Raw genomic sequence first — 25,922 nt, 5'->3', positions numbered from 1 at the left:
TGGGCCCTTGCGCGTCAGTGGAGGTGAGGGCGGTGCGCCGGGGAGGGGCCGAAGGCGGGTGCCCCGAAGCGTCGGCGGCCGAGCCGAGTCCCCGGTGGTCGCGTCCGTTGGAGCGGTGTGATCGGCGGCCGGCCGGGTCGGCCCGCCGGTGACGGCCCTGGGGCGGGGCCGAGCCGCCGTCGCGGCCTCGGCCAGCGGCGCCCCGCCCCACCGGCGTGACACCGTTCTTCCTGAGGGAAGCGGCGTTTCTCCAGGGCGGCCGTGCTCGTCACCCGAGGGTCGGGATCGACTTCCACCGCAGGTACTCGTCGAGCCCCTCCGGGCCGAACTCGCTGCCGACCCCGCTCGCCTTGCGCCCGCCGAACGGCGTGTTCACGTCGATGTTGTAGGCGTTGACGCCGAACGTCCCCGCGCGCACCCTGCGCGCCACCGCCAGGCCCCGCTCGGGGTCGGACGTCCACACCGACCCCGCCAGCCCGTACTCGCTGTCGTCGGCCAGGCGCACCGCCTCGTCGTCCCCCTCCGGCCCCTCGCCGTCGTAGGGCACCACCACGACGACCGGGCCGAAGATCTCCTCGCGCGCGATGCGCATGTCGTTGCCCGCGTCGGCGAAGACGGTCGGCTCCACGTAGAACCCGCGGTCCCGGCCCCCGCCCTTCGGGCGTCCCCCGCCCGTGGTGATGCGGGCGCCCTCCTTGAGGCCGAGCGCGATGTAGCCCTCGACGCGTTCGCGCTGGCGCTCCGAGACCAGCGGCCCCACCTCGGTCGCGGGGTCGGCCGGGTCGCCGACGCGCAGCGAGGCCACCTTCTCCGAGACCGCCTCCACCACCTCGTCGTAGCGCGCGCGGGGCGCGAGCACGCGCGCCTGGGCGATGCACGCCTCCCCGTTGTTGAGCAGCGCCGTGAGCGGCAGCATCGCCAGGTAGGCGTCGAGGTCGGCGTCGTCCAGGATCACCGCGGCCGACTTGCCGCCCAGTTCGAGGCTGCAGCCCTTCAGGCGTTCGCCGCACAGCGCGCCGATGCGGCGCCCGGCGGCGGTCGAGCCGGTGAAGGCGACATGGTCCACGCCCGGGTGGGCCACCAGGTGCTCGCCCGTCTCGCGCCCGCCCGCCACGATGTTGAGCACGCCCGGCGGCAGGTCCGCCTCTTGGGCGGCCTCGGCCAGCAGGTACGGGTCGAGGGGCGTCTCAGGTGCGGGCTTGACCACCACCGTGCACCCGGCCAGCAGCGCGGGGGCGATCTTGGCGGCGATGAGGAACTGCGGCACGTTCCACGGCACGATCGCCGCGGCCACCCCGGCGGGCTCGCGCTCGACGTGAACGGGCCCGAGCAGCCCCGGCCGGACATCGCCCCAGTCGACCTGGTCGGCCAGGCCCGCGTAGTACTCCAGCACCGCGTGGGCGAGCGGGGCCTGGGCGAGCTGCGAGAAGGACAGGGGGCTGCCCATCTCGGCGGTGATGAGCTCGGCGAGGTCGCCGGTGCGCCGGCCGAACGCCTCGGCCAGCCTCCCGAGGGCCGCGGCCCGCTCGGCGGGGGAGGTCCGCGGCCAGGGCCCGGAGTCGGCGGCCCTGCGGGCGGCGTCCACGGCGAGGTCGATGTCGGCTGGGGTGCCCTCGGGGGCCGACCCGACGGTCCGCCCGTCGTGGGGGCAGTTCACCCGGAGCACCCCGTCACCCGCGGGCGCGGCCCACCGTCCGTCGATGAAGAGCCGGTCGTGCGTCGTCATCACGCCTCCCTGGATATGCAGAACAGGTTTCAGTCTGCATTCCGCGCATGGAGAAGGCTAGACGGGCGCACGGGATCGATTCCTGAAACTGGTTATCGATAGTGGTCCGGCCCCCTGTCCGTCGAGATCGTCGCCGGGGGGCGTGGGGTGCGGGGGGCGTCCTGGGTGGTGGAATCGCCACCTGATCTGCATAAAAGCGTCGATTTCACGACGCGGGACGGCCTGGCCCTCTCTCGGTGCCCGTCATGCCTGGTATGAGTGGGCCGGGCGCCCCGTATGGACCCGCGGCGGGTCTGCGGGATGCCGTCGTAGCGCGCGGGGTCAAGGTGGGGCCGGAACGGGGGAACCGGGCCGACCGTCCTGCGGCCCGCCGGAGCCGGGCCGTGCGGGCCCGCCCAGGTCGTGGCGGGGACGCTGCCGCGCCTCCGGGGGATGTGTTCCTCGGGACACCGCCGGCGCGGCGCGGAGGCGCTCCGGCACCCGTGCGATGGTCGTAGGCTCAGGAGTCGTCCGCCGTCCCACCGACTCGCTTGAGGGGAACCCCGCGCAATGGCCGATCCCTTCGTCCACCTGCACGTCCACACCGAGTACTCGATGCTGGACGGTGCGGCGAAGCTGAAGAACCTCTTCGAGGTCGCCCAGCAGGAGAAGATGCCCGCGGTCGCCATGACCGACCACGGGAACATGCACGGCGCCTACGACTTCTACAAACAGGCGCAGGCGGCGGGGATCACCCCGGTGATCGGCGTGGAGGCCTACGTCGCGCCGGAGTCGCGGTACCACAAGAAGCCGGTCCGCTGGGGCGACCCCAGCCAGAAGAGCGACGACGTCTCCGGTGGCGGCGCCTTCAACCACATGACCATGTGGGCGCGGAACAAGGAGGGGCTGCACAACCTCTTCAAGCTCAACTCGCGCGCCTCCACCGAGGGCTTCTTCCGCAAGCCCCGCATGGACAAGGAGCTCATCTCCGAGCACGCCGGCGGGATCATCGCCACCACCGGCTGCCCCTCCGGCGCGGTGCAGACCCGCCTGCGGCTGGGCCAGTTCGACGAGGCGCTGCAGGCCGCCTCCGACTACAAGGACATCTTCGGCCCGGAGAACTTCTTCGTCGAGCTGATGGACCACGGCCTGGACATCGAGCGCCGTGTGCGCGAGGGCCTGCTGACCATCGCCAAGCAGCTCGACCTGCGGTTCGTCGTCACCAACGACTCGCACTACACCTACGAGAACGAGCGCGACGCCCACGACGCGCTGCTGTGCATCCAGACCGGGTCCAAGCTCGCCGACGAGAACCGGTTCAAGTTCGGCGGGTCCGGCTACTACCTGAAGACCGCCGAGCAGATGCGGGCCATCGACACCTCCGACGCATGGCTGGAGGGGTGCAGGAACACCCTGGCCATCGCCGAGATGGTCGACACCACCGGGATGTTCGACTACTACGACCTGATGCCCAAGCTCCCCTGGCCCGAGGGCGAGACCGAGGAGAGCTTCTTCCACAAGCAGGTCATGCAGGGGCTGGAGCGGCGCTTCCCCGAGGGCATCCCCGACGGCTACGTCGAGCAGGCCGAGTACGAGATCGACGTCATCGTCCAGAAGCGGTACCCGTCCTACTTCCTCGTGGTCGCCGACTTCATCAACTGGGCCAAGGAGAACGGCATCGCCGTGGGCCCGGGGCGCGGGTCGGCCGCGGGGTCGCTGCTGGCCTACGCGCTCGGCATCACCGACCTCGACCCCATCCCGCACAGCCTGATCTTCGAGCGGTTCCTCAACCCCGAGCGCGAGTCCCCGCCCGACATCGACATCGACTTCGACGAGCGCCGGCGCGGCGACGTCATCCGGTACGTCACCGAGAAGTACGGCGAGGACAAGGTCGCCATGATCGCGACCTTCGGCACCATTAAGGCCAAGGCCGCCATCAAGGACGCCTCGCGCGTCCTGGGCTTCCCCTACGCGCTGGGCGACCGCGTCTCCAAGGCGTTCCCCCCGGCCGTGATGGGCAAGGACATCCCGCTGACCGGCATCTTCGACGAGAAGCACGCCCGGTACAACGAGGCGGGCGAGCTGCGCAAGCTGTACGAGGAGGACGTCGAGGTCAAGCAGGTCATGGACCTGGCCCAGGGCCTCGAAGGGCTGATCCGGCAGACCGGCGTGCACGCCGCGGGCGTCATCATGAGCTCGGAGACCATCACCGACCACATCCCGGTCATGATGCGCGACTCCGACGGGGTCATCATCACGCAGTTCGACTACCCGACCTGCGAGACGCTCGGCCTGATGAAGATGGACTTCCTCGGGCTGCGCAACCTGACCATCATGGACGACTGCATCAAGAACATCGAGGCCAACCGGGGCGAGAAGGTCGAGCTGCTCGACCTGACCCTGGACGACGGGCCCACGTTCGACCTGCTGCAGCGCGGCGACACCCTGGCGGTCTTCCAGTTCGACGGCGGCCCGATGCGCGCGCTGCTGCGGCAGATGAAGCCCGACCACTTCGAGGACATCTCCGCCGTCGGCGCCCTGTACCGGCCCGGCCCCATGGGCGCCAACTCGCACATCAACTACGCCCTGCGCAAGAACGGCCAGCAGGAGATCACCCCGATCCACCCGGAGCTGGCCGATGCGCTGGAGGAGATCCTCGGCACGACCTACGGCCTGATCGTGTATCAGGAGCAGGTCATGCAGATCGCCCAGAAGCTCGCCGGGTACACGCTCGGCGAAGCGGACCTGCTCCGCCGCGCCATGGGCAAGAAGAAGAAGGAGGTCCTCGACCGCGAGTTCAAGCCGTTCAGCGAGGGGATGAAGAAGAACGGCTACTCCGACGAGGCGATCAAGACCCTGTGGGACATCCTCGTCCCCTTCTCCGACTACGCCTTCAACAAGGCGCACTCGGCCGCCTACGGGCTGGTGTCGTACTGGACCGCCTACCTGAAGGCGAACTACCCGGCCGAGTACATGGCCGCGGTGCTCACCTCGGTCGGCGACGACAAGGACAAGAGCGCGCTCTACCTGAACGAGTGCCGCCGCATGGGCATCAACGTGCTGCCGCCGGACGTCAACGAGTCCCACGCCACGTTCACCCCGCGCGGGGAGAAGGAGATCCGCTTCGGCCTGTCGGCGGTGCGCAACGTCGGCACCAACGTCGTCGAGGGCATCGTCAAGGCGCGCAAGGAGAAGGGGCGCTTCACCTCCTTCGCCGACTTCCTGGACAAGGTGCCCCAGCAGGTCTGCAACAAGCGCGTGGTGGAGTCGCTGATCAAGGCGGGCGGGTTCGACGAGTTCGGCGAGCCGCGCAAGGGCCTGGTGCTCGTGCACGAGCAGGCCATCGACGCCATCATCGGGCACAAGCGCGCCGAGGCGGCGGGGCAGGACTCGCTGTTCGGCGGGATCGCCGAGCCGGAGTCGGGCATCCAGGTGGTGCCGGACATCCCCGAGGGCGAGTGGGACAAGACCACGCTGCTGGCCTTCGAGCGGGAGATGCTGGGCCTGTACGTGTCCGACCACCCGCTGCTGGGGCTGGAGAACCTGCTGGCCTCCAACGCCGACTGCTCGGTGGCCGACCTGGCCGACCGGTCCGACGGCACCATGGTGACCGTGGGCGGGCTGCTGTCGGGGCTGACCCGCAAGATCACCAAGCAGGGGAACAGCTGGGCGATGGCCCAGCTGGAGGACCTGGGCGGCGCGGTCGACTGCATGATCTTCCCCAACACCTACCAGCTGTGCTCGCACGTGCTGGCCGAGGACGCGGTGCTGTTCGTCAAGGGGCGGCTGGACCGGCGCGAGGACGTGCCCAAGCTGATCGCGATGGAGGTCATCCAGCCGGACCTGTCGCAGGTGGGCAAGGAGCAGCCGGTGGTGGTGTCGATGCCGATCTCCCGGGTGCAGAAGGGCACCATCTCGGAGTTCCGCGACATCCTGTCCCGGAACAAGGGGCAGACCCAGGTGCACCTGCAGGTGCACAATGGGCCCCGCACCACGGTGTTCGCGCTGGACGAGGGGCTTCGGGTGAGCCCGTCGCCGGAGCTGATGGGCGAGCTGAAGGCGCTGCTCGGCTCCAACTGCCTGGGCGGCGTCTAGACCCCGGCCCCGCCCGGGGCACCCGCGTTTTGGGCCCCGTTCTCCCGGAGGGGAGGGCGGGGCCTTCGTCGTGCCCGGGAGGTGTCCGGAGGTGTGTCCGGCGGCACACTTGCCAAGCGATCGGTACCGATATATCGTTAACTATCAAGATAGAAAACCACCTATCGGGACCGGTCGGTAGTGCGGCACGCACCCTCCGGCCCCGGAACGAGGAGGACACCATGACCGCGATGGCGATGCCGTGGCCCTGGGGCGGCCGCGACGACGAGGACGCGCACGGACCGCGGGACGCGCGGCCGGGCGCCGAACACCACGGGCGGGGCGGCGGCCGCTCCGCGCCCTGGGGCGAGCTCGACCCCCGGCGGGCGCTCAAGCACTGGATGAAGATGGGCGAGGGGCGTCCACACGGCCACGGGAGGGGAGGCTGGCGCCCGCCCGAGGGCCCGTTCGGCGGAGGCCCCGGGCCGCACATGCCGCCGGTCCCCCCGGGGCCGCCCGCGCCGCCCGCGGGCCCCTGGGGGCCGCCCTTCGGGTTCGGCGGGCCGGGCGGCCCGTTCGGCGGAGGGCGCGGGGGCCACGGAGGGCGCCGCGGCCAGCGGGCCCGCCGGGGCGATGTGCGCACCGGAATCCTGCTGCTGCTGGCCGAGGGGCCGCTCAGCGGCTACGAGATCATCCGCGAGGGCAAGGAGCGCAGCTCCGGCACCTGGCGGCCCAGCCCCGGGTCGGTGTACCCGATGCTCCAGCAGTTGGAGGACGAGGGGCTGGTCCGCCCGGTCACGACCGAGGGCGGCGGCCGCCGGCGCCCCTACGAGCTGACCGAGGAGGGCCGTGCGTACGTGGAGGAGCGCGGCGGCGACCTGACCCCGCCGTGGCAGGCGGCGGCCGAGGAGTTCGAGGACGCGCACTCCGGCCAGATGGAGGTGCAGGCGCTGGCCTACCAGCTCATGGCCGCGGCCGCCCAGGTGGCCCAGGTCGGCACCCCCGAGCAGCAGGAGCGCGCGAAGCGGATGCTGTCGGAGACCCGGCGCGAGCTGTACCGGATCCTCGCCGAGGACGACACCGCCCCCGAGGAGGAGCCGGACGAGGACGAAGAGGAGTAGTCCTCAGGGGGTGAGGAGCCCCCGCCCGGATGAGGAAGGCGGGGCCGCACGGGGGCGGCCCCGCCTTCGCCGTGTCCGCCGGACGGTGCCCGCGGACGGAGCCCCATCCGCCGAGGGGCCGGCGCCGGTCGAGGACGCCGAAGGGGATGGGTCCTGCGAGCGGCGCCGTTGCCCGGCGGCGGTCGTTCTGACGTGTCTCGTGCGGGGCGGGTGCGGGCGCGCTACATGTCCACCATCCTCCGCAGCATCTCCAGTTGGCCCACGTGGGCCGCTGTCTCCTCCACCATGTGGATCAGGACCCAGCGCAGGGTCACCGGCGGCTCGCCCACGCGGGAGCGGCGCGCGCCGGACCGGGGCTCCAGGCGGGCGGTGATCGTCCGGGAGCGCTCGCACTGCGCCTCGTATGCGCCGATGAGGCCCACGAGCCCCGTGCCGGGGTCGGGCCGCCAGTCGGCGCCGGGGCCGGGCGCGGGCGCCCCTTCCGGCGGGTCGAACACCCGGTCCGGGCGGCCGAGCAGGACCGCCTCGAACCAGTGCTGCTCCGACCAGGTCAGGTGGGACACCAGGCCGCGCACCGTCAGCATCGGCGAGCCCGGTACCGGGGCGGCGGCGGACGCGGCGGGTGACAGCCCGGCGCAGGCACGGCGCACGGACGCGCGGTGCCGGTCCAGGAAGGCGCTGAGCATCGTGGTCTCGTCCGCCCACACCGGGGGCGGCGCCGGGCGGCACGCCCCGGGGTCGGCGAGCGCGGATTGACCGTCGCAAGTCGTGTCCATGCGCTCATTGTCACCGGGGCCCCCGAGGCGGACCACTGGTTTTCCGGCCCGCGGAGCGGGATAGATTCGTGTGAGCGGAAACGGAAGGGGGCGCCCGGATGGTGCGAGGGCGGTTGGCCGCGGGCGGTGCGGTGCTCGGGGCGGTCGCGCTCCTCGGGATCCCCCTCGGCGTGCTGTGGTGGTGGCTGGCGCCGAGGCCGGAGGTCACCGTCGGCCTCGACGGGCGGTCCCTGCCGTACCCCATCAGCGAGACGGCGTTCTCGGTCCAGGGCCACTACGCCCTCATCGCCGCCGGGGCCGGGATGGCCACCGGGTACGGCGCCTTCCTCATCCAGTACCGGATGGCCCGCCGCCGGGCCGACCGGGGCAGGCCGCCGCTCGACGTGCGGATGGCGTGCCTGCTCGGCCTGGCCGCGGGGGCGGCGCTGGGCACCGTTCTGATGTGGCGCACCGGAGTGCTCCTTGACGGGGACGCCTTCGCCCGGGCCCTGGCCGCCGCCGAGCCGCAGGACGTGCTCACCGACCGCCTCCGTCTGGACGCGACGGCGGCCCTGGTGATCTGGCCGTTCGTTGCGGTGCTGCAGTACGGACTGTTCGACGCGGTCAGCACGTGGCGCAAGGACGTCCCCGTCGAGTCCGTGGCGGCCGAGCGGGCAGGAGAGGCGGACGCGGCGGTACCCGCCGAACAGGAGGAGGCCGAGAAGGCCTCGCAGTAGCCGTCCCCCATCGCGTTGATCTCGGGAGAAACGACGCTACCGGCGCGGTTTCAGCGTCGGTTATCACGAGATCAACGACGGGTGGTCGGGGCGTGGCAGGGCGGCCGCCGTCTACCAGCGGCGGTGCCGCTCGACCTTGGGGGCGTCGCCGTCGCCGCGCCAGGTGCCGCGGCCGCCGTCCCCGGCGAAGTCTCCGCCCAGGCCGGTGTCCACCCGGCCGAGACCGCGCCCGCAGGCGGCGGCGAAGGAGCGGACCAAGGCCTCCTCCCGGGGCCGCGGGGGTGCACCGTTCCCCGGCCCCCGCCGCCGCAGTTCGGGGAAGCCCTCCAAGGCGGTCGTGCGCAGGGCGCCGACGGGGCCGGGGGCCGTCTCCGCCGCGCGGGCCTCCGCCAGAAGCGCATCCCCGGCGAGCGTGCGCGGCCCCAAGCGGCCCCCGGTCGCCCGGTACACCCAGTGGACCCCGAACCAGCACCCGTACAGGGCCGGGGCGGCGAGCGCCACGCGCGGCAGCGGGGCGGCGGCCAGCGCGATGGCGGCCGCGCACGCGCCGCACGCCACCGCGCCGGGCAGCCCGCCCAGCAGCCGCCGCGCAACGTGCAGCAGGAACGGGTAGGCCATCAGCAGCAGGGCGAAGGCGGCAGGGAACAGCGCGTGCACGGGGTCGGGGCCGGGGCGCATGCCCGCCAGCAGCAGCACGGCGCCGAGCACGGCCGCTGCCGCACCGGCGCCCGCGTGCACGGCCCAGGCGGCACGGCGCAGCCGCCGGACCCGGCGCAGCGTCTCCGGGGCGGAGAACAGGCCCAGGCGGCGCAGGCGCCACAGGACCGCCGTGGTCGCGTCCCCGCGCGTCACCGACTCGACCAGGCGCTCGGCCGGGACGCAGCGTCCGGGCTCCAGCGAGGCGCCCATGATCCGGCCGAAGGGGGACGGAGGGCGGGGGAGCGGGGGCGTACCGTGCGGCGCCTGCTCGGGAGGCGACACCGCGCCGTTGCCGCGCGCGATCACCTTGGCGGAAAGGTACAGCTCGGCGAGCGCGACCTCCCCCAGGCGGGTCCTGCCACCCGCGAGCATGCCCAGGTCGGTCGGGTCGAGCTCGTCGGCGCCGATGGCGGGGAGCCGCGGGCCGGCGGCGCGGGCGCGGGCGTAGCCCCAGCGGGAGAGCAGGAGGCAGAGCGCGGTCAGCACGTGGAGGATGACCGTGCCGAGCACGACCGCCGGGACCATCGTGCCTCCCTGACGCGTCCCGCCTTCGGATGTGATGCAGACCACCGTAAGACGGCGACGGTCCGGTGAAAAGTACCTTGCGCTAAGTAGCACACACCGGGGCGGAGATGGGCCTCCCGGAGCACGAATCGGACGGCGGGGAGGGAGGGGCGGAGTTCCACGTCACCGGAAGACGGCCTGGGGCCGTCGGACCCCCGGCGGTCCGCCGGCCGGGTCGCGGAGGTTCGCGGACAAGGACCTCCTGGGCCAGGTCCGGATCGAGTCGGGGCTGAAGGGCCGTCCGTGACGCCGCCCCTGCACCTCTACCGGCCCGCCGTCGGCCGTGGTTCGTAGCCCCTGGCCCGTCAGTACGCGGCGATGGGGCCGGTCGTGGCGCGGGTCAGGTCGAGCAGGTCCCTGGGGGACAGCTCCATCTGCAGGCCCCGGCGGCCCGCCGACACGTACACCGTCTCGTGGTCGCCCACCGACGCGTCCACCACCGTGCGCAGCCTCTTGCGCTGCCCCAGCGGGCTGATGCCCCCGCGCACGTACCCGGTGGCGCGCTCGGCGTCCTTCGGGTCGGCCATCGCGGCCTTCTTCCCGCCCGCCGCCGCGGCCAGCGCCTTCAGGTCCAGCGTGGCCGAGACCGGCACCACGCCCACCGTCAGCACACCGTCGACCTCGGCCACCAGCGTCTTGAACACGCGGTCGCGCGGGACGCCCAGCGCGTCGGCGGCCTCCTCGCCGTAGGAGGAGCCGCCGTCGCCCGAGGCCTCGTAGGTGTGCAGTGTCGTCTCGATCTTCGCCCGGCTCGCCGCGATGGTCGCCGGGGTCCCCTTTCCGCTCACGCGGCCAGCCTAGTGCGGCCGCGGAGCGGGCCGCCGGGTCCGGTGGGCCCGGCGGGGAGGCCGCCGAGGGGCGGCGCCCCTCACACGGTCAGCGCCGGCCCGGCCGTCTCCGGGGCGCCGGCGTCGCCGCCCGTCTCGTCGGGCATCTCGCGCGCCAGCCAGGTCTCCACCTCGAACAGCGACCCGCCCGCGGCGCGGTCCAGCACCGCCAGGATGGTCGACATCTTGTGCTCCTCCTCCACCTGCTCGGAGAGGAACCACTGGAGGAACTGCTCGCCGGTGTAGTCGTTCTCCTCGCGGGCGACGCGCTGCAGCACGTGGAACTGCTCGGTCACGCGCTGCTCCTGGGCCAGGGCGAGGGCCACCAGGTCCCGCGGAGCGTCGAAATCGTTCTGGATTTCGTCGACCCGGGGGATGGAGGTGGGAACGTCCCGGTCGAGCAGGTAGCGCACGATCATCATCGCGTGGTCGCGCTCCTCCAGCGACTGGCGGTAGAAGATCCGCGCGAGCTGGGGCAGGTGGCGGTCGTCGAACCAGGCCGCCAGCGCCACGTACTGGTGCGAGGCGGTGAACTCGTGCCGCACCTGGTCCAGCAGGAGGCGGTGGAACTTGGAAAGGCCGTGCTCGGTGGTCTGCGGTGTGGAAGCCATGCCCTCACAATAACGCTTCCCAAAAGCCGGGTCGATCAAATACACGGCAATTCTCGCCACACAGGGAAGCCTTTCTTGAGAGGAATTAGGTTAGCCCTCCCAAAGTTAGGCCAGGCTTATTGCATGCTTTTATGGTGAGGCTTGCCTGAACGGTGGCGAACGGGGGCCGAAGGGGGTGCGGCGGGCGAAAGGGGAGCGGCGCCGCCGCGCGCCGCCGCGGAGCCGGCCCGTCCCGCCCGTGACCGCGGTCACCCCGCCCGACCAGGGCGCTCCTGGGGCGCACGGGGCGCCCGGCCCCTAGAATGGGGCCGTGATCTCCCGAATCGATCTCCGAGGCACCACCGGCGACCCGCGCGACCTGCTGCCCCGCGCCGAGACCGACGTCGAGGCGGCCGTGGCCAAGGTCCGCCCCATCGTCGAGGACGTCCGGCATCGCGGCACCGACGCGCTGATCGAGCTCGCCGAGCGCTTCGACGGGGTCCGCATCACGGGCATCAAGGTGCCCGAGGAGGAGATCGCCGCCGCGCTGCGCACCCTCGACCCGTCGGTGCGCGCCGCCCTGGAGGAGTCCATCCGCCGCGCCCGCCTGGTCCACCGCGACCAGCGCCGCACCGACACCACCACCCGCGTCGCCCCCGGCGGCACCGTCACCGAGCGCTGGGTGCCGGTCGGCCGGGTCGGCCTCTACGTGCCGGGCGGCCGCGCCGTCTACCCCTCCAGCGTCGTGATGAACACCGTGCCCGCCCAGGAGGCCGGGGTGGCCTCGCTGGCCGTCGCCTCCCCGCCGCAGGCCGAGTTCGGCGGCCTGCCGCACCCCACCGTCCTGGCGGCCTGCGCCCTGCTCGGCGTCGACGAGGTCTACGCGGTCGGCGGCGCCCAGGCCGTGGCCATGTTCGCCTACGGCGCCGGCGAGTGCGCCCGCGCCGACATGGTCACCGGCCCCGGCAACATCTGGGTGGCCGCGGCCAAGCGCCTGCTCAAGGGCACCATCGGCATCGACGCCGAGGCCGGCCCCACCGAGATCGCCGTCCTGGCCGACGACACCGCCGACCCCGGCTACGTCGCCGCCGACCTGATCAGCCAGGCCGAGCACGACACCGTCGCCGCCTCCGTCCTGGTCACCCCCTCCACCGCGCTCGCCGACGCCGTCGACGCCGAGCTGGAGCGCCGGGTGGCCGCCACCAAGCACTCCGACCGCATCACCCAGGCGCTCACCGGCCCCCAGTCGGGCACCGTGCTCGTCGACGACATCGAGCACGGGCTGCGCGTGGTCGACGCCTACGCCGCCGAGCACCTGGAGATCATGGTCCGCGACCCGCGCGCCACCGCCGACCGGGTCCGCAACGCCGGCGCCATCTTCGTCGGCCCCCACGCACCGGTGTCCCTGGGCGACTACCTCGCCGGGTCCAACCACGTGCTGCCCACCGGCGGGTGCGCCTGCCACTCCTCCGGCCTGAGCGTGCAGACCTTCCTGCGCGGCATCCACGTGGTCGACTACGACCGCGACGCCCTGGCCGAGGTCGCCGGGCACGTCGTCGCCCTCGCCGAGGCCGAGGACCTGCCCGCGCACGGCGAGGCCGTCACCGCGCGCGTCGGCCGCACCGGCGCCTGAGGAGCCCGCACCACCCGCACCGCCGCACCGACTTCCCGGACGGAACACCTGACACCGTGAGCGACTTCGGCCCCGACGACCTGCCGATCCGCGACGACCTGCGCGGGCGCACCCCCTATGGCGCCCCCCAGCTGGACGTGCCGGTCGCCCTGAACACCAACGAGAACCCCTTCCCGCCCTCCGAGCGCCTGGTAGAGGCGCTGGGCAGCGCCGTCTCCGACGCCGCCCGCGGCCTCAACCGCTACCCCGACCGCGACGCCGTCCGGCTGCGCGAGGCGCTCGCCCGCTACCTCGGCCACGGCCTGGACGCCGACCGGGTGTGGGCGGCCAACGGCTCCAACGAGGTCCTGCAGCAGATCCTTCAGGTCTTCGGCGGCCCCGGGCGCACCGCCATGGGCTTCGAGCCCTCCTACTCCATGCACCCGGTCATCACCGAGGTCACCGGCACCCGCTGGATCACCGCCGAGCGCGGCGCCGACTTCCGCATCGACCCCGACCGGGCCGAGGAGCTCATCGCCGAGCACCGCCCCGACGTGCTCTTCCTGACCTCGCCCAACAACCCCACCGGCACCGCGCTGCCGCTGGAGACCATCGCCCGCCTGGCCGCCGCCGCGCCCGGCATGGTCGTGGTGGACGAGGCCTACGCCGAGTTCCGCCGCGAGGGCACCCCCAGCGCGCTGACGCTGCTGCCCGACCACCCGCGGCTGATCGTCTCGCGCACCATGTCCAAGGCGTTCGCCCTGGCCGGCGCCCGCCTGGGCTACCTGGCCGCGCACCCGGCCGTGGTGCGGGCGCTGCAGCTGGTGCGCCTGCCCTACCACCTGTCGGCGGTCACCCAGGCCGTCGCCCTCACCGCGCTGGAGTTCTCCGACGAGCTGCTGGCCGGGGTCAAGCAGCTGCGCGAGGAGCGCGACGCCCTCGTGGAGTGGCTGCGCGCCCAGGGCTTCTCCGTCGCCGACTCCGACGCCAACTTCGTGCTGTTCGGGGAGTTCGAGGACCGCGGCGCGGTGTTCCGCGGAATGCTGGAGAACGGCGTCCTCATCCGCGAGGTCGGCCCGCCGCGCTGGCTGCGCGCCACCGTCGGCACCCCCGAGGAAATGTCCGCCTTCCGGGAGGCGTTGCTGCGGGTGACGGCCTGACCGCCGACGCCGGCCGCCCCGAGACCAGGCCCCAGACCAGGAGAGTCCCACCACCATGAGCCGCATCGGCCGCATCGAGCGCGCCACCAAGGAGACCAAGGTCAGCGTCGGGATCGACCTCGACGGGACCGGCGTGTCCGACGTCTCGACCGGCGTCGGGTTCTACGACCACATGCTCGACCAGCTCGCCAAGCACGGCCTGTTCGACCTGACCGTGCGCACCGAGGGCGACCTGCACATCGACTCCCACCACACCATGGAGGACACCGCCCTGGCCCTGGGCGCCGCCTTCCGGGAGGCCCTCGGAGACAAGGCGGGCATCCGCCGCTTCGCCGACGCCAAGGTGCCGCTCGACGAGGCCCTGGCCGAGGTCACCGTCGACGTGTCCGGCCGCCCCTACCTGGTGCACAGCGAGCCCGAGGGCATGGCCCCGGTGATCGGCCGCGACTACGACACCACCATGACCCGGCACATCTTCGAGTCGTTCGTCGCCCAGGCGCGCGTGGCCATGCACGTCCACGTGCCCTACGGCCGCAACGCCCACCACATCGTGGAGTGCCAGTTCAAGGCCCTGGCCCGGGCGCTGCGCTTCGCCTGCGAGAAGGACCCGCGGGTCAGCGGCGTCCCCTCCACCAAGGGCGCCCTCTGATGCAGGACCTGTGGGGCGTGCTGCTCATCGGGCTCGGCGGGCTCCTCGCCGGGGGAGCGCTCTCCACCTGGAAGCAGCAGCGCGTGCTCTCCGTGGTGCTGGGCGTGTGCGCCCTGATGGCCGTCGCCTCCGGGGTGCTCCGCCTGGGGTACTTCGGGGGCTGAGCCCGCCGCCCGCCCCGCCCACGCCCCTCCACCGCCGAACCAAGAAAGGCGCGGTCGACCGTGCAGCCTCGCGTCGTCATCCTCGACTACGGATCCGGCAACCTCCGGTCCGCCCAGCGCGCCGTGGAGCGCGCCGGCGCCGTTGTGGAGGTCACCGCCGACCCCCATGCCGCCATGGAGGCCGACGGCCTGCTCGTCCCCGGCGTCGGCGCGTTCGCCGCGTGCATGGCGGGCCTGCGCTCGGTCCACGGCCACCAGGTCATCGGCAAGCGCCTGGCCGGGGGCCGCCCCGTGCTCGGCATCTGCGTCGGCATGCAGGTCCTCTTCGACCGCGGGGTCGAGCACGGCGTGGAGACGCAGGGCTGCGGCGAGTGGCCCGGCACCGTCGAGCGCCTGCGGGCCCCCGTCGTCCCGCACATGGGCTGGAACACCCTCGACGTGCCCGAGGGCAGCCGCCTGTTCGCCGGTGTGGGCCCCGAGGAGCGCTTCTACTTCGTGCACTCCTACGGCGTGCTGGACTGGGAGCTGGAGGCGGCCTCGGCGCACATCGCCGCGCCCCTGGTGACCTGGTCGACCCACGGCCGCCCGTTCGTGGCCGCGGTGGAGAACGGCCCGCTGTGGGCCACCCAGTTCCACCCCGAGAAGTCCGGCGACGCCGGGGCCAAGGTGCTGGCCAACTGGGTGGCGTCGCTGTGAGCGGCGCCGCCGAACCCGTCCCCGTTCCGCGCAGCGGACCGAAACCGGAAAGCAGGGTCTGCGAACCGATGTCCTCCACCCTCGAACTCCTCCCGGCCGTGGACGTGGCCGACGGGACCGCGGTCCAGCTCGTCCAGGGCAAGGCCGGGTCCGGCGGGCGCTACGGCGACCCGCTGGAGGCCGCCCGCGGCTGGCAGGAGGCCGGCGCCGAGTGGATCCACCTGGTCGACCTGGACGCCGCCTTCGGCCGCGGGCACAACCGCGAGCTGCTGTCCTCGATCGTGGGGCGCCTGGACGTCAGGGTCGAGCTGTCCGGCGGCATCCGCGACGACGAGTCGCTGGCCGCCGCCCTGGCCACCGGGTGCACGCGGGTCAACATCGGCACCGCCGCCCTGGAGAACCCGGACTGGTGCGCGCGCATCATCGCCGAGCACGGCGACCGCATCGCCATCGGCCTGGACGTGCGCGGCACCACCCTGGCGGCGCGCGGCTGGACCCGCGACGGCGGCGACCTGTACGCCACCCTGGACCGCCTGGAGGCCGAGGGCTGCGCCCGCTACGTCGTGACCGACGTCAACAAGGACGGCACCCTCAAGGGCCCCAACCTGGAGCTGCTGAGCGCGGTGTGCGCGCGCACCGACAAGCCGGTCGTGGCCAGCGGCGGGGTGTCGAGCCTGGCCGACCTGGAGGCCATCGCGACCCTGGTGCCCGAAGGGGTGGAGGGCGCCATCATGGGGACCGCCCTGTACGAGGGGGCGTTCACGCTGGAGGAGGCCCTCGAGGCGGTGAAGCGGTCGTGACCCTCGCCGTGCGCGTCATCCCGTGCCTGGACGTGGACGCCGGGCGCGTGGTCAAGGGCGTGAACTTCCAGAACCTGCGCGACGCCGGGGACCCGGTGGAGCTGGCGGCCCGCTACGACGCGGCCGGGGCCGACGAGCTGACGTTCCTGGACGTCACCGCCTCCAGCGGCGACCGGGAGACCACCTACGACGTGGTGCGCCGCACCGCCGAGCAGGTCTTCATCCCGCTGACGGTGGGCGGGGGCGTGCGCACCCCCGACGACGTCGACCGGCTGCTGCGCGCCGGGGCCGACAAGGTGGGCGTGAACACGGCGGCGATCGCCCGCCCGGAGCTGATCCGGGAGATCGCCGAGCGGTTCGGCAACCAGGTGCTGGTGCTCTCGGCGGACGTGCGCCGCGCCGAGGGCACCCCCGAGGCGCCGCTGCCCAGCGGGTTCGAGGTCACCACGCACGGCGGGCGCCGGGGGACCGGGATCGACGCGGTGGAGTGGACCGAGCGCGCAGCGGAGCTGGGCGCCGGGGAGATCCTGCTGAACTCGATGGACGCCGACGGCACGAAGGCGGGGTTCGACCTGGACCTGATCCGCGCCGTGCGGGCGCGCGTGGACATCCCGGTCATCGCCAGCGGAGGGGCGGGCGAGGTGCCCCACTTCCCGCCGGCGGTGGACGCGGGCGCGGACGCCGTGCTGGCGGCGTCGGTGTTCCACTTCGGCGATTTCACCATCGGAGACGTGAAGGCCGAACTGGCGCGACAGGGCCACCCGGTCCGCACGGTGGGCTGAGACGCGCCCCTGCCCGGCGATGATCTCGACGAGGGTGCTGTCAAAACCGCCGGAATGACAGCACTTCCGTCGAGATCATCGCCTTCTCCCTCAAGGTCAACGGCACAGGGGCCCTTACACCGCCCCCAGGCGCGCGTACAGCCCCCGGTAGACCTCCGCCACGCGGGGCCACGTCCGGTGGGCGGTCACCTCTTCACGGCCGGCCGCGGCCAGCTCCGAGCGCAGCCCGGGGTCGCCGTGCAGCCGCTCCAACGCGTCCGCCAGCGCCTCGGCGTCCCCCGGCGCGACCATCAGCCCCGCCTCGCCGCCGCCCAGCAGCTCGCGCAGCGCCGGAAGGTCGCTCGCCACGACAGGGGTGCCCAGCGCCATCGCCTCAACCGGCTTGAGCGGCGTCACCAGCCGGCACACCCGCTCGTCCGCGCGCGGCGCGGCGAAGGCGTCCAGCGCCGCGTGCGCCCGCAGCGCGTCGGACGGGTCCACGCGGCCGGGCAGCACGCACGCCTCACCGATGCCCAGCCGCCGCACCGCCGCCCGCACCCCGCCCAGCGCCTCGCCGTCGCCGACCAGCAGCATCCGCGCGGGCACCCCGCGCCCGCGCAGCAGCGCCACCGCCTCGGCGAGCACCGTGAAGCCCTCATAGCCCACCACGCTGGAGACCGACCCCACCACGAAGTCGCCGTCCTCCAGCCCGTGCTCGCGGCGGAACCCCGCCCCGTCGGGCCGGGCGTCCAGCAGCGACGGCTCCACCGCGTTGGGCGCCAGCACGATCCGCCCGGGGGCGGCCCCCCGCGCGACGATCTCCTCGCGCATGGTCTCCGAGAGCGTCACCACCGCGTCGGCGGTGCGCATCAGCGCCGACTCGCGCTCGACCACCGCCCGGTGCCGCTCACTGCCCTGCGCCTGCGGGACGGCCCCCGACAGCCAGCTCTCCTCCCGGAAGCCCCGCACCTCGTACACGAACGGCAGCCCCAGCCGGGCCGCCACCGCCGCGGCGATGGAGCCGTTCCGGTGGTCGGTGGCGGCGTGCAGCACCGACGGGCGCAGCCGCCGTGCCAGCGCCGACACGCCCTCGACCCCCGCCTCGATCTGCGCGGCCAGCCCGCCGGGAAGCTCGACGCCCGGGTGCAGCCGGTGGTGGCCCACCCCGTCCAGCTCCTCGGTCTCCTCCACCCCCGGCCGGTCCAGCGGCCACCCGGGGAAGGTGACCACGCTCGGCTCCAGCCCGGCGTCCTTCTGCGCGGTGACGATCCGGTGGGTGCGCACCGTGTACCCGGCGCCCGTGTAGGGCAGCGCGTTGGACACCACGTGCAGCACGCGTCCGGGGACCGGCTCGAACCCCGCATCGTCCCGGGCGGGCGGCTCGGGGAGCGGCCCGAGGGCGCGGCGCTCGCCCAGCAGGCGGTCGTGCATCCGCGCGCACACCTCGTGGCCGCCGGTGTAGGGCTCCACGGCGGCGATGGCGTCGGAGAGGCGCCCCTGCTCGAACATCAGCCGGGCCTTGCGCGCCGCCACGGCCCCGCCGAGCGAGGCGGTGTAGTGCTCCGGCAGGCCGGACAGGTGGCGCAGGGCGACCTCGGTCAGGCGAGGGCGCTCGGCGGCCGCCAGGACGGACGCCAGGCGCCGGGCGGCCCGCCGACCACGCGGCGTCTCCTCGGCGGCGGGCCTGGCGATGCGCGGCATGTCGCCGCGGGCGTCGTCGATCCGCTCCCCGGCGGCCAGCAGGAGCAGGTGCGCGGCGGGGAACCGGGGAGGCGGGGCATCGGCGCCGGACGGCTTGCCCGCCCCGTCGGCCGGCGGTCCGTGCGGGTCGGTGGTGGACAGGGCGGACGCCCTCGCGTCCTCGGAGAGGGACCGCGCCCAGCGCAGCGCGGCCCGGGCCGCGGCGTCGCGCAGGCCGTCGAGGAGCGCCGCGCGCGGGGGAGAGGGCGCGGCCGCGGGAGGGCCGAAAGTGGGGGAAGACGTGTCGGACACCTTTACGAGTCTGGTGCCGTTCCGGGGCGCCGTGCGCCGCTCGTCGCGATCCGGGCGAGGAATTCCCCGGACCGAACACCGCCGTTCACCGCCCGTTCGCGGCCGCGGGCGGCCGACGCGCACCCCCGCACCATGGTTGACCTGGGCAGAGCAAAGCGCAAGAACACTGGCGGTCGAGAGGTATTTACCGCCTGCACCCGAACCGGTCCCTCCTGCGGCGGGTCTCCCCGGGAGAACGGACGTGACCCGGAGAGAACAAGGGGGACTCTCTCATGTCCATGTGGAACAGGATCGCCACGGTGGCCGCCTCGGGGGCGCTGGTGTTCGGCGCGGGACTGGCCGCCGCACCGGCGGCGCTCGCCGACGGGCCGAACACGCCGCCCGAGGTCGAGCAGCGGGTGGAGGCCTGCGAGTGGATCGTGCTCAAGCCCGGCGACGAGCGCTGGGAGGTCGGGTTCGCCAAGTACGTGCTCAAGGGCCTCGGGGCCTACGACACCGATGCGGTGGACGCCGTCTACGGCGACGACCTCAAGGCGGCGGTCGAGGAGTACCAGTCGGCCGAGGACGTCCCGCAGAGCGGCGAGTTCGACACCGCCACGTGGGAGCACGCGCGTGCCGACTTCGACGAGGTGGGTCCGGGCATGCAGTCCGAGCCCGACGACCTCGTGCGTGCGGTGCAGTACGCGCTGGCCGAAGGGTACGGCTACGACGTGGCGGTCGACGGGTACTACGGCCCGGCCACCGAGGGGGCCGTGCGCGAGTTCCAGGGGATCGTGGGGATCGACGCCGACGGCATCGTCGGCCCGGTCACCTTCCGCGCCCTCGTCACCGGCGGAGCCTGCCAGGAGCTCGGCCTGACCGACTAGCAGGGCCACCCCGGGAGGGGGCGGGCGGGCCCGAGAGCGACAAGGGCTACTCGGGCCCGCTTCGCTGTGTGCGGGACGGGGACGGGGACAGGGCGGGGCCGGCGGTGCTCCTACCGGCGGACCGGTCGTGTGCGCTGGAGTGGTGCCATTCCCGTCCGGCCGGGCCGGTTCGCAGGCGTCGGTTCTGGGACGGGATCGACCCGACGCAGAGTCACACCCCTCAGCGGGACCCCATCGGCTTGGAGGCCGGGTGCCGGGACGGCGTTTGTGGCGTACCCGCTCCCAGACCCCCGGTCTCCGGTTCGCCCGGACCGGGCGGCGCCCCGGGCGAGCACCGCGGGCTCCGCCTACCGGGCGGGGCGGGGGCAGGCGTCCGGTGTGCGGAAGAGCGCACGCCCCAGAGGGAATAGCGGTCGAACCGGCACACTCGCTCCTCGGGCCGCCTGCGGGACATTGTCGTCGGCATCGGGTGGAATAGGCGTCACCCGGGCGGTGCTGAACAAAATCGATACCTTCGGTGCCTCGCCGCACAGTAGGTTGGTCCGGCACATGCCGTCCCCTGATCGGATGGCATGTGCTTTTTGCGGGCGTCCACCGGCGCGCCGCGAGCGAGAGCCACCGGAGACCGTGGACGAACAGGGGGCCGCATGGCGCAGTCAACCGCGAACGGCGACGGGGCGGGCGGGACCCGCGGCGCCCCCGGGAACCGCGACCGGCGGATCTTCGCCCGCGGCCTGCGGGTGCTCTGGGTGGCCATGCGCGCCGAGCCCGTCGTCTTCCTGGTCGCGGTCTTCGGCGCCTCCCTGCACGCCGCCGTCACCGTCGCCTCCGCCGAGGTCCTCGGACGCGTGACCGACCAGGTCATCCTGCCCGCCTTCCAGGACGGGCGCACCACCGCCGGGGCCCTCACCGCCGCCGCGGCCGCCCTGCTGGCCGTCGGCGTCCTGAAGGCCGTCGGCCTGGGCCTGCGCCGCCTGTACGCCGGGCTCATGCAGTTCCGCATGCAGGCCCGCTACCGGCGCAAGGTCGCCCGCAAGTACCTGCGCCTGCCCCTGGCCTGGCACCACCGCCACCCCGCCGGGCAGCTGCTCTCCAACGCCAACGCCGACGTCGAGGCCGCCTGGCAGCCCCTCGCGCCGCTGCCCATGGTCGTCGGCAGCCTGTTCATGCTCGTCATCGCCGCCGTGGCGATGGTGTTCACCGACCCCGTCCTGGCCCTGGTCGGGTTCGTCGTCTTCCCGCTGCTCTTCGCCGTCAACGTGGTCTTCCAGCGCAAGGCCGCACCCGTGGCCACCCGCGCCCAGGCCCTGCGCGCCGAGGTCAGCGAGGTCGCCCACGAGTCCTTCGACGGCGCCCTGGTCGTCAAGACCCTGGGCCGGGAGGACACCGAGACCGAGCGCTTCACCGCCGCCGCCCACCGGCTCCGCGACGCCCAGATCCGGGTGGGCCGCATGCGCGGCCTGTTCGACCCCGTCATGGAGGCCCTGCCCAACCTCGGCGTGCTCGGCGTGCTGCTGGTCGGCGCCTGGCGGCTGTCCACCGACGCCATCGCCGTCGGCGACCTGGTGCAGATGTCCTACCTGTTCACGCTGCTGGCGCTGCCCATCCGCTCCTTCGGGTGGCTGCTGGGCGACATGCCCCGCAGCGTCGTCGGCTGGGACCGCGTCACCACTGTGCTCGGCGCCGACGGCGCCATGGAGCACGGCCGGGCCCGCCTCGACGGAGGCGGCGGCATCGGGGTGAGCGTGCGCGGCCTGGACTTCTCCTACGAGGACGGCGGCGCCGCCCGCGACCTGGCCGACGACGCGGCCCAGGCCGCCGCAACCGCCGCTGCCGCGGCCTCCCCGGGCGGCACCGCCGCCGCGGACGGGGCACGGGACGGGGACCGGGACGGGCGCACCACCGTGCTGCACGGCGTCGACCTGGACATCGCCCCCGGCCGCACCGTCGCCGTCGTCGGCCCCACCGGCTCGGGCAAGTCCACCCTGACCACCCTGCTGATGCGGCTGGTCGACCCCGACACCGGCACCGTCGCCTACGACGGCACCGACGTCCGCGACCTGGCCCCCGGCGAGATCCCCGCCGCGGCCGCCCTCGTGCCCCAGTCCACCTTCGTCTTCGAGGACACCGTCCGCGACAACGTCGCCCTGGACACCGGCGCCACCGACGCCGAGGTGTGGGCCGCGCTGCGCCTGGCACGCGCCGACTCCTTCGTCGCCGCCCTGCCCGACGGCCTCGACACGGCCCTGGGCGAGCGCGGCGCCAGCCTCTCCGGCGGCCAGCGCCAGCGCCTGGCCCTGGCCCGCGCCGTGGTGCGCCGCCCCCGCCTGCTCATCCTGGACGACGCCACCTCCGCCGTCGACCCGCAGGTGGAGGCGCAGATCCTCGCCGGGCTCCGGGAGACCGACCTGGCCGCCACCGTGGTCGTCGTCGCCTACCGCAGGGCCACCATCGAACTCGCCGACGAGGTCGTCTACATGGAGGACGGCACCGTGGCCGACCGGGGGCCGCACGCCGAGCTGCTGCTCCGCTCGCCCGGCTACGAGCGCCTGGTCACCGCCTACGAGCGGGCGGCCGAGGAGCGCGCCGCCGCCGAGCGGGCCGCGGCCGCCGGCGCCCCCGACCAGTCCGCCGAGGGCGGCCCCGCCGCCGAAGAGGAGGCCCTCCGATGAGCGCGCCCGCCGCCACCCGCGACCGCTCCGCCAGGGAGGAGGGGCTGGGCCCCGAGGCCCCCGCCCCCGGCCTGAGCCGCTCCAGCCTCGGGGCCGTCGCCACCATCCGCCGCGGACTGGCCCTGTCCCCGGAGTTCACCCGCGGCCTGGGCTGGACCGTGCTGTTCGCCCTCGTGGCCACCGCCGGGAAGATCGTGGTGCCGCTGGCCGTCCAGCAGACCATCGACAACGGCATCGCGGTGGAGGGCGGCCCCGACCTCGACTTCACGGTCCTCGCCGTCGCCGTGAGCACCGCCGTGCTCGCTCTGACCACCGTGTGCTCCTACGTGATGAACGTGCGCCTGTACCGGGCCACCGAATCGGGCCTGGCCACCCTGCGCCGCAAGGCCTTCCGGCACGTGCACGACCTGTCGGTGCTCACCCAGAACAGCGAGCGCAAGGGCGCCCTGGTCTCCCGGGTCACCTCCGACGTCGACCAGATCAGCACCTTCATGCAGTGGGGCGGCATCCTGCTCATCGTCAGCTCGGGCCAGCTGCTGGTGGCCACCGTGCTGATGGCCGTCTACTCCTGGCAGCTCACCCTCGTGGTGTGGGTGTGCTTCCTGCCGCTGCTGTTCGGCGCCCGGTGGCTGCAGCGGCTGCTGTCCAAGGCCTACCTGTCGGTGCGCGAGCGCACCGGAGAGATGCTCGGCGTCATCGGGGAGACCGTCGTCGGCGCCGCCGTCATCCGCGCCCACGGCACCGAGGACCGCACCGCCCGCCGCATCGACGACCGCGTCCTGGCCACCCGCAAGGCGCAGGTGAAGGCGCAGCGCCTGTCCATGTCGGTCTCGCCGTTCGCCGAGCTCGTCGCCGCCGTCGGCAACGCCGCCGTGGTCGTCACCGGCGTGCTGCTGGGCGTGGGCGGCCACCTCACCCCCGGCCAGCTCGTCGCCTTCCTGTTCCTGGTCACGCTGTTCGTGCAGCCGATGATGATGGCCACGGAGATCTTCAACGAGGCGCAGAACGCCATCGCCGGGTGGCGCCGCGTGCTGGGCGTGCTCGACACCGAGCCCGATGTCGCCGACCCGGGCGACGGCGGCCGGGAGCTGCCCCGCGGCCCGGTCGGCGTCCGCTTCGACCGGGTCTCCTACGCCTACCCGGGCGGGCCGACCGTGCTGGACGGCGTGGACCTGGAGATCGCCCCCGGCACCCGGGTGGCCGTGGTGGGCGAGACCGGGTCGGGCAAGACCACCTTCGTCAAACTCCTCACCCGCCTGATGGACCCCTCCGCGGGGCGGGTCCTGCTCGACGGCGCCGACCTGCGGGAAGTGGCCTTCTCGTCACTGCGCAGTCGGGTCGTGATGGTGCCCCAGGAGGGGTTCCTGTTCGACGGCACGCTGGGCGACAACATCCGCTTCGCCCGCCCGGAGGCGACCGGCGCCGACCTGGAGCGGGCCGTGGCCGACCTGGGCCTGGGCGACTGGCTGGCGGGCCTGGCGCACGGCCTGGACACCCCGGTCGGCCAGCGCGGGGAGTCCCTGTCGGCGGGGGAGCGCCAGCTCGTGGCTCTGGTGCGGGCCTTCGTCGCCGACCCCGACCTGCTGGTGCTGGACGAGGCCACCTCGGCGGTCGACCCGCACACCGAGACGCGCATCCAGCGGGCGCTGGACCGGATCACCGCCGGGCGCACCTCGGTGGCCATCGCCCACCGGATGTCGACCGCGGAGGCCGCCGACGAGGTACTGGTGTTCGACGCGGGCAGGGTCGTCCAGCGCGGCCCGCACAAGCACCTCGCCGAGCAGGAGGGGGTCTACGCGGACCTGTACGCCTCCTGGGTGCGCAGCTCGGCCTGAGGCGCCGGCGCGGGCGGGCAGGGGACGACAGGGAGGGCAGGGCCGGCAGGGGAGGGGCCGCGAGGGCTGCCACCCCTGGCCCGGGCGGGTCCATCCGGCCGTGCCTGAAGGGGCGCCGCGGCTCATGGGCGGCCCCGCCACGGCTCGGAAGCCGCGCGGATGGGCGGGTCGCTCGGCGTTGACGCTTCTATGTCAAGCGGCCAACGAGAGTGCTTGTTGTTCGCGGGCCGTGCGCGCGGCCTTGTCGGCGCGCATGGCCCGGAACACCTGCCGCACCAGCTTGCGCTTGAGCACCCGGTAGGCCCCCGGCGGCCTTTGACGGCCTCTCGGGAGAAACGACGCTTCCGGGGCCGGCGGCGTCAACCGGTGAGTGCAACCACGGGCCGGGCGCCCGGGCCGCGACCCGGAAGGGCGCGGGGCGCGGCCGAGGGCTCCCGGCCCTCCGCCGTCAGATCCCGCGGGCCGCCCACCAGTGGGCCGCGAGGATCTCGGCGACCAGCGGCTCGGTCAGCAGCGCCACGTCCGGATCGGTGTCGCCCAGGTACCGTACGGTCGCCGCCGCGCCCTCCACCTGGCCGCCCACCGCCACGAACCGGCCGCGCAGCTGCAGCAGGTGCTCGGAGAACCGCTCGTCGTAGTGGGACCCGGCGAACAGCAGCGCCCGGTAGTCGCTCACCGCCGCCAGGTACCGCCCCGTGTGCGACCACTCGGCCGTCTCGAACGCGAACGACGCCATCACCGGGCCCTGCCGCAGCACCAGGCTCGCCTGCTCGGCCGAGGCCTCCCGCTCCGCCGGGGCCGCCGTGTGCACCGGGCCGCCGCCCTCCAGCACGGCCGCCGCCTCCGGCACCCACGTGCGCGCCCGCTCCAGCAGGTCCGCCGAGGCGTTGGAGGCCCGCCGCAGGGTCGGCACCAGGTCGGCCGAGCGGCCCAGGGGCTGGGCCCCCAGCCGGTGCCCCAGGTGCAGCAACTGCGCCAGCGCCAGCCGGTGGCCGCGGGAGTTCAGCCCGCTCTTGTCCGGCTCGTCGCCCAGGGGCACCAGGATGTCGGCGTAGCGGGCCGCCGGGGAGGTCGTGTCGTCGGTGATCACGACGATCGCCGAGTTCGCCACGTACCGGTCCAGCGCCGTGCACAGCTCCCGCAGGCCGCCGCCGACCGCGACCGCAACCACCAGCGTCGCCGGGCCCGCCGGGAGCGACCCCTCGGCCGAGGGGTGCTCGGCCGTCGCCCCCAGCCCCGCCCGCCGCAGCCGGTGCGCGGCCGCCTCGCACGCGTGCCGCGCCGAGCCCGTGCCCAGGAGCAGGATTCCCGCGGGCTCGTCGTCCACCAGCGCGGGCAGCGCCTCATAGGGGTCCTTGCGGGCCAGGCGGTCGGCGAGCGCGTTGAGCGCCGCGGGCACGCCCGCGAGGTCGGCGGAGAGCAACTGCGCGGTCACACGGCTCCTTCTCGGGTCATGCGGAACGCCAACGACGATACTCGCCGCCCGCCGTCGGCCCGCCGCCCGCCGTCGGCCCGCCGCCCGCCGTCGGCCCGCCGTTCGCCGTCCGACTGCCGCCCGCTGTCCGTCCGCCGTCGGCCCGCCCGCCGCGTGGCCGGTGGGAGCGCGGCGGGGGCGGGTCGGTGAGAACGCGGAGGCGGCCGGT

The 25,922-nt window shown here is 74.0% G+C and carries 20 protein-coding genes; 13 read left to right on the top strand and 7 right to left on the bottom strand.

What is annotated here, in order from left to right; genetic code table 11:
* Window positions 1-268: 268 nt before the first annotated feature.
* Entirely contained in the window at window positions 269-1,726 is a 1,458-nt protein-coding gene (locus O4J56_RS08695) for an aldehyde dehydrogenase (protein WP_270684992.1), read from the bottom strand.
* 549 nt (window positions 1,727-2,275) lie between these two features.
* Between O4J56_RS08695 and dnaE the strand changes: the two genes are divergently transcribed.
* Both dnaE and O4J56_RS08685 read left to right on the top strand, forming a co-directional pair.
* The gene (gene dnaE, locus O4J56_RS08690; protein WP_270684991.1) at window positions 2,276-5,800 is read left to right on the top strand and encodes a DNA polymerase III subunit alpha; all 3,525 of its coding nucleotides are present in this window, start codon (window positions 2,276-2,278) and stop codon (window positions 5,798-5,800) included.
* A gap of 221 nt (window positions 5,801-6,021) precedes the next feature.
* Window positions 6,022-6,900: a PadR family transcriptional regulator gene (locus O4J56_RS08685; RefSeq protein ID WP_270684989.1), complete on the top strand. Its 879-nt coding sequence runs from the start codon at window positions 6,022-6,024 to the stop codon at window positions 6,898-6,900.
* A gap of 221 nt (window positions 6,901-7,121) precedes the next feature.
* On the opposite strand, the gene O4J56_RS08680 is transcribed toward O4J56_RS08685, so the two are convergent.
* Entirely contained in the window at window positions 7,122-7,586 is a 465-nt protein-coding gene (locus O4J56_RS08680; RefSeq protein ID WP_270685045.1) for a mycothiol transferase, read from the bottom strand.
* Between the two features lie 188 nt (window positions 7,587-7,774).
* On the opposite strand from O4J56_RS08680, the gene O4J56_RS08675 reads away from it, so the two are divergent.
* Complete coding sequence (locus O4J56_RS08675; RefSeq protein ID WP_270684987.1) at window positions 7,775-8,392, top strand: hypothetical protein; 618 nt, start codon at window positions 7,775-7,777, stop codon at window positions 8,390-8,392.
* A 111-nt stretch (window positions 8,393-8,503) separates the two neighbouring features.
* Here the strand turns inward: O4J56_RS08675 and O4J56_RS08670 are convergent, their stop codons facing one another.
* The 3 genes from O4J56_RS08670 to O4J56_RS08660 all read right to left on the bottom strand — a co-directional run bounded on the left by O4J56_RS08670 (window position 8,504) and on the right by O4J56_RS08660 (window position 11,093).
* On the bottom strand, window positions 8,504-9,616 hold the full coding sequence (locus O4J56_RS08670) for a TIGR04222 domain-containing membrane protein (protein ID WP_270684985.1): 1,113 nt from the start codon (window positions 9,614-9,616) through the stop codon (window positions 8,504-8,506).
* Window positions 9,617-9,960: 344 nt separating this feature from the next.
* Complete coding sequence (gene ybaK / locus O4J56_RS08665; RefSeq protein WP_270684983.1) at window positions 9,961-10,443, bottom strand: Cys-tRNA(Pro) deacylase; 483 nt, start codon at window positions 10,441-10,443, stop codon at window positions 9,961-9,963.
* An 80-nt stretch (window positions 10,444-10,523) separates the two neighbouring features.
* Window positions 10,524-11,093, bottom strand: a complete 570-nt coding sequence (locus O4J56_RS08660) for a ferritin (RefSeq protein WP_270684981.1) — start codon at window positions 11,091-11,093, stop codon at window positions 10,524-10,526.
* A 310-nt stretch (window positions 11,094-11,403) separates the two neighbouring features.
* Between O4J56_RS08660 and hisD the strand changes: the two genes are divergently transcribed.
* The 7 genes from hisD (at window position 11,404) to hisF (ending at window position 16,935) form a co-directional block, all read left to right on the top strand.
* Window positions 11,404-12,705 carry a histidinol dehydrogenase gene (hisD, locus tag O4J56_RS08655; RefSeq protein WP_270684979.1) on the top strand — a complete coding sequence of 434 codons (1,302 nt, stop codon included), beginning with the start codon at window positions 11,404-11,406 and terminating at the stop codon, window positions 12,703-12,705.
* 56 nt (window positions 12,706-12,761) lie between these two features.
* A complete protein-coding gene (locus O4J56_RS08650; RefSeq protein WP_270684977.1) occupies window positions 12,762-13,844 on the top strand; it encodes a histidinol-phosphate transaminase in 1,083 nt (360 codons plus the stop codon).
* Between the two features lie 55 nt (window positions 13,845-13,899).
* Entirely contained in the window at window positions 13,900-14,493 is a 594-nt protein-coding gene (hisB, locus tag O4J56_RS08645) for an imidazoleglycerol-phosphate dehydratase HisB (protein WP_270684975.1), read from the top strand.
* Window positions 14,493-14,657 (top strand): hypothetical protein, encoded by a 165-nt coding sequence (locus tag O4J56_RS08640; RefSeq protein WP_270684974.1) that lies wholly within the window; start codon window positions 14,493-14,495, stop codon window positions 14,655-14,657. The genes hisB and O4J56_RS08640 overlap by 1 nt, the downstream gene beginning before the upstream one ends.
* Before the next feature lie 60 nt (window positions 14,658-14,717).
* Entirely contained in the window at window positions 14,718-15,353 is a 636-nt protein-coding gene (gene hisH / locus O4J56_RS08635; protein WP_270684972.1) for an imidazole glycerol phosphate synthase subunit HisH, read from the top strand.
* 68 nt (window positions 15,354-15,421) lie between these two features.
* Window positions 15,422-16,153 carry a bifunctional 1-(5-phosphoribosyl)-5-((5-phosphoribosylamino)methylideneamino)imidazole-4-carboxamide isomerase/phosphoribosylanthranilate isomerase PriA gene (gene priA / locus O4J56_RS08630; RefSeq protein ID WP_270684970.1) on the top strand — a complete coding sequence of 244 codons (732 nt, stop codon included), beginning with the start codon at window positions 15,422-15,424 and terminating at the stop codon, window positions 16,151-16,153.
* Complete coding sequence (gene hisF / locus O4J56_RS08625) at window positions 16,150-16,935, top strand: imidazole glycerol phosphate synthase subunit HisF (RefSeq protein ID WP_270684968.1); 786 nt, start codon at window positions 16,150-16,152, stop codon at window positions 16,933-16,935. The genes priA and hisF overlap by 4 nt, the downstream gene beginning before the upstream one ends.
* A 114-nt stretch (window positions 16,936-17,049) precedes the next feature.
* On the opposite strand, the gene O4J56_RS08620 is transcribed toward hisF, so the two are convergent.
* Window positions 17,050-18,906 carry a glycosyltransferase family 4 protein gene (locus O4J56_RS08620; RefSeq protein WP_270684966.1) on the bottom strand — a complete coding sequence of 619 codons (1,857 nt, stop codon included), beginning with the start codon at window positions 18,904-18,906 and terminating at the stop codon, window positions 17,050-17,052.
* Between the two features lie 272 nt (window positions 18,907-19,178).
* Between O4J56_RS08620 and O4J56_RS08615 the strand changes: the two genes are divergently transcribed.
* From O4J56_RS08615 to O4J56_RS08605, 3 genes are all read left to right on the top strand, one after another.
* On the top strand, window positions 19,179-19,772 hold the full coding sequence (locus tag O4J56_RS08615; RefSeq protein ID WP_270684965.1) for a peptidoglycan-binding domain-containing protein: 594 nt from the start codon (window positions 19,179-19,181) through the stop codon (window positions 19,770-19,772).
* Between the two features lie 647 nt (window positions 19,773-20,419).
* The gene (locus O4J56_RS08610; protein WP_270684963.1) at window positions 20,420-22,444 is read left to right on the top strand and encodes an ABC transporter ATP-binding protein; all 2,025 of its coding nucleotides are present in this window, start codon (window positions 20,420-20,422) and stop codon (window positions 22,442-22,444) included.
* The gene (locus O4J56_RS08605; RefSeq protein WP_270684961.1) at window positions 22,441-24,279 is read left to right on the top strand and encodes an ABC transporter ATP-binding protein; all 1,839 of its coding nucleotides are present in this window, start codon (window positions 22,441-22,443) and stop codon (window positions 24,277-24,279) included. Before O4J56_RS08610 ends, O4J56_RS08605 begins: the two co-directional genes overlap by 4 nt.
* A gap of 448 nt (window positions 24,280-24,727) precedes the next feature.
* Here the strand turns inward: O4J56_RS08605 and O4J56_RS08600 are convergent, their stop codons facing one another.
* Window positions 24,728-25,714, bottom strand: coding sequence for an SIS domain-containing protein (locus tag O4J56_RS08600; RefSeq protein WP_270684959.1), 987 nt, complete (start codon window positions 25,712-25,714; stop codon window positions 24,728-24,730).
* Window positions 25,715-25,922 lie beyond the last annotated feature (208 nt).

It is taken from the genome of Nocardiopsis endophytica (assembly GCF_027706725.1).
Lineage (GTDB): Bacteria > Actinomycetota > Actinomycetes > Streptosporangiales > Streptosporangiaceae > Nocardiopsis_A > Nocardiopsis_A endophytica.
The sequence above is the reverse complement of the archived record's forward strand: the minus strand, read 5'-3'. Positions and strand labels throughout refer to the sequence as shown.

Coding starts and splice junctions, on each gene's coding strand:
- O4J56_RS08695 (WP_270684992.1), bottom strand. CDS start 1,726: ATGACGACGCACGACCGGCTCTTCATCGACGGACGGTGGGCCGCGCCC.
- dnaE (WP_270684991.1), top strand. CDS start 2,276: ATGGCCGATCCCTTCGTCCACCTGCACGTCCACACCGAGTACTCGATG.
- O4J56_RS08685 (WP_270684989.1), top strand. CDS start 6,022: ATGACCGCGATGGCGATGCCGTGGCCCTGGGGCGGCCGCGACGACGAG.
- O4J56_RS08680 (WP_270685045.1), bottom strand. CDS start 7,586: ATGCTCAGCGCCTTCCTGGACCGGCACCGCGCGTCCGTGCGCCGTGCC.
- O4J56_RS08675 (WP_270684987.1), top strand. CDS start 7,775: ATGGTGCGAGGGCGGTTGGCCGCGGGCGGTGCGGTGCTCGGGGCGGTC.
- O4J56_RS08670 (WP_270684985.1), bottom strand. CDS start 9,616: ATGGTCCCGGCGGTCGTGCTCGGCACGGTCATCCTCCACGTGCTGACC.
- O4J56_RS08660 (WP_270684981.1), bottom strand. CDS start 11,093: ATGGCTTCCACACCGCAGACCACCGAGCACGGCCTTTCCAAGTTCCAC.
- hisB (WP_270684975.1), top strand. CDS start 13,900: ATGAGCCGCATCGGCCGCATCGAGCGCGCCACCAAGGAGACCAAGGTC.
- O4J56_RS08640 (WP_270684974.1), top strand. CDS start 14,493: ATGCAGGACCTGTGGGGCGTGCTGCTCATCGGGCTCGGCGGGCTCCTC.
- priA (WP_270684970.1), top strand. CDS start 15,422: ATGTCCTCCACCCTCGAACTCCTCCCGGCCGTGGACGTGGCCGACGGG.
- O4J56_RS08615 (WP_270684965.1), top strand. CDS start 19,179: ATGTCCATGTGGAACAGGATCGCCACGGTGGCCGCCTCGGGGGCGCTG.
- O4J56_RS08610 (WP_270684963.1), top strand. CDS start 20,420: ATGGCGCAGTCAACCGCGAACGGCGACGGGGCGGGCGGGACCCGCGGC.
- O4J56_RS08605 (WP_270684961.1), top strand. CDS start 22,441: ATGAGCGCGCCCGCCGCCACCCGCGACCGCTCCGCCAGGGAGGAGGGG.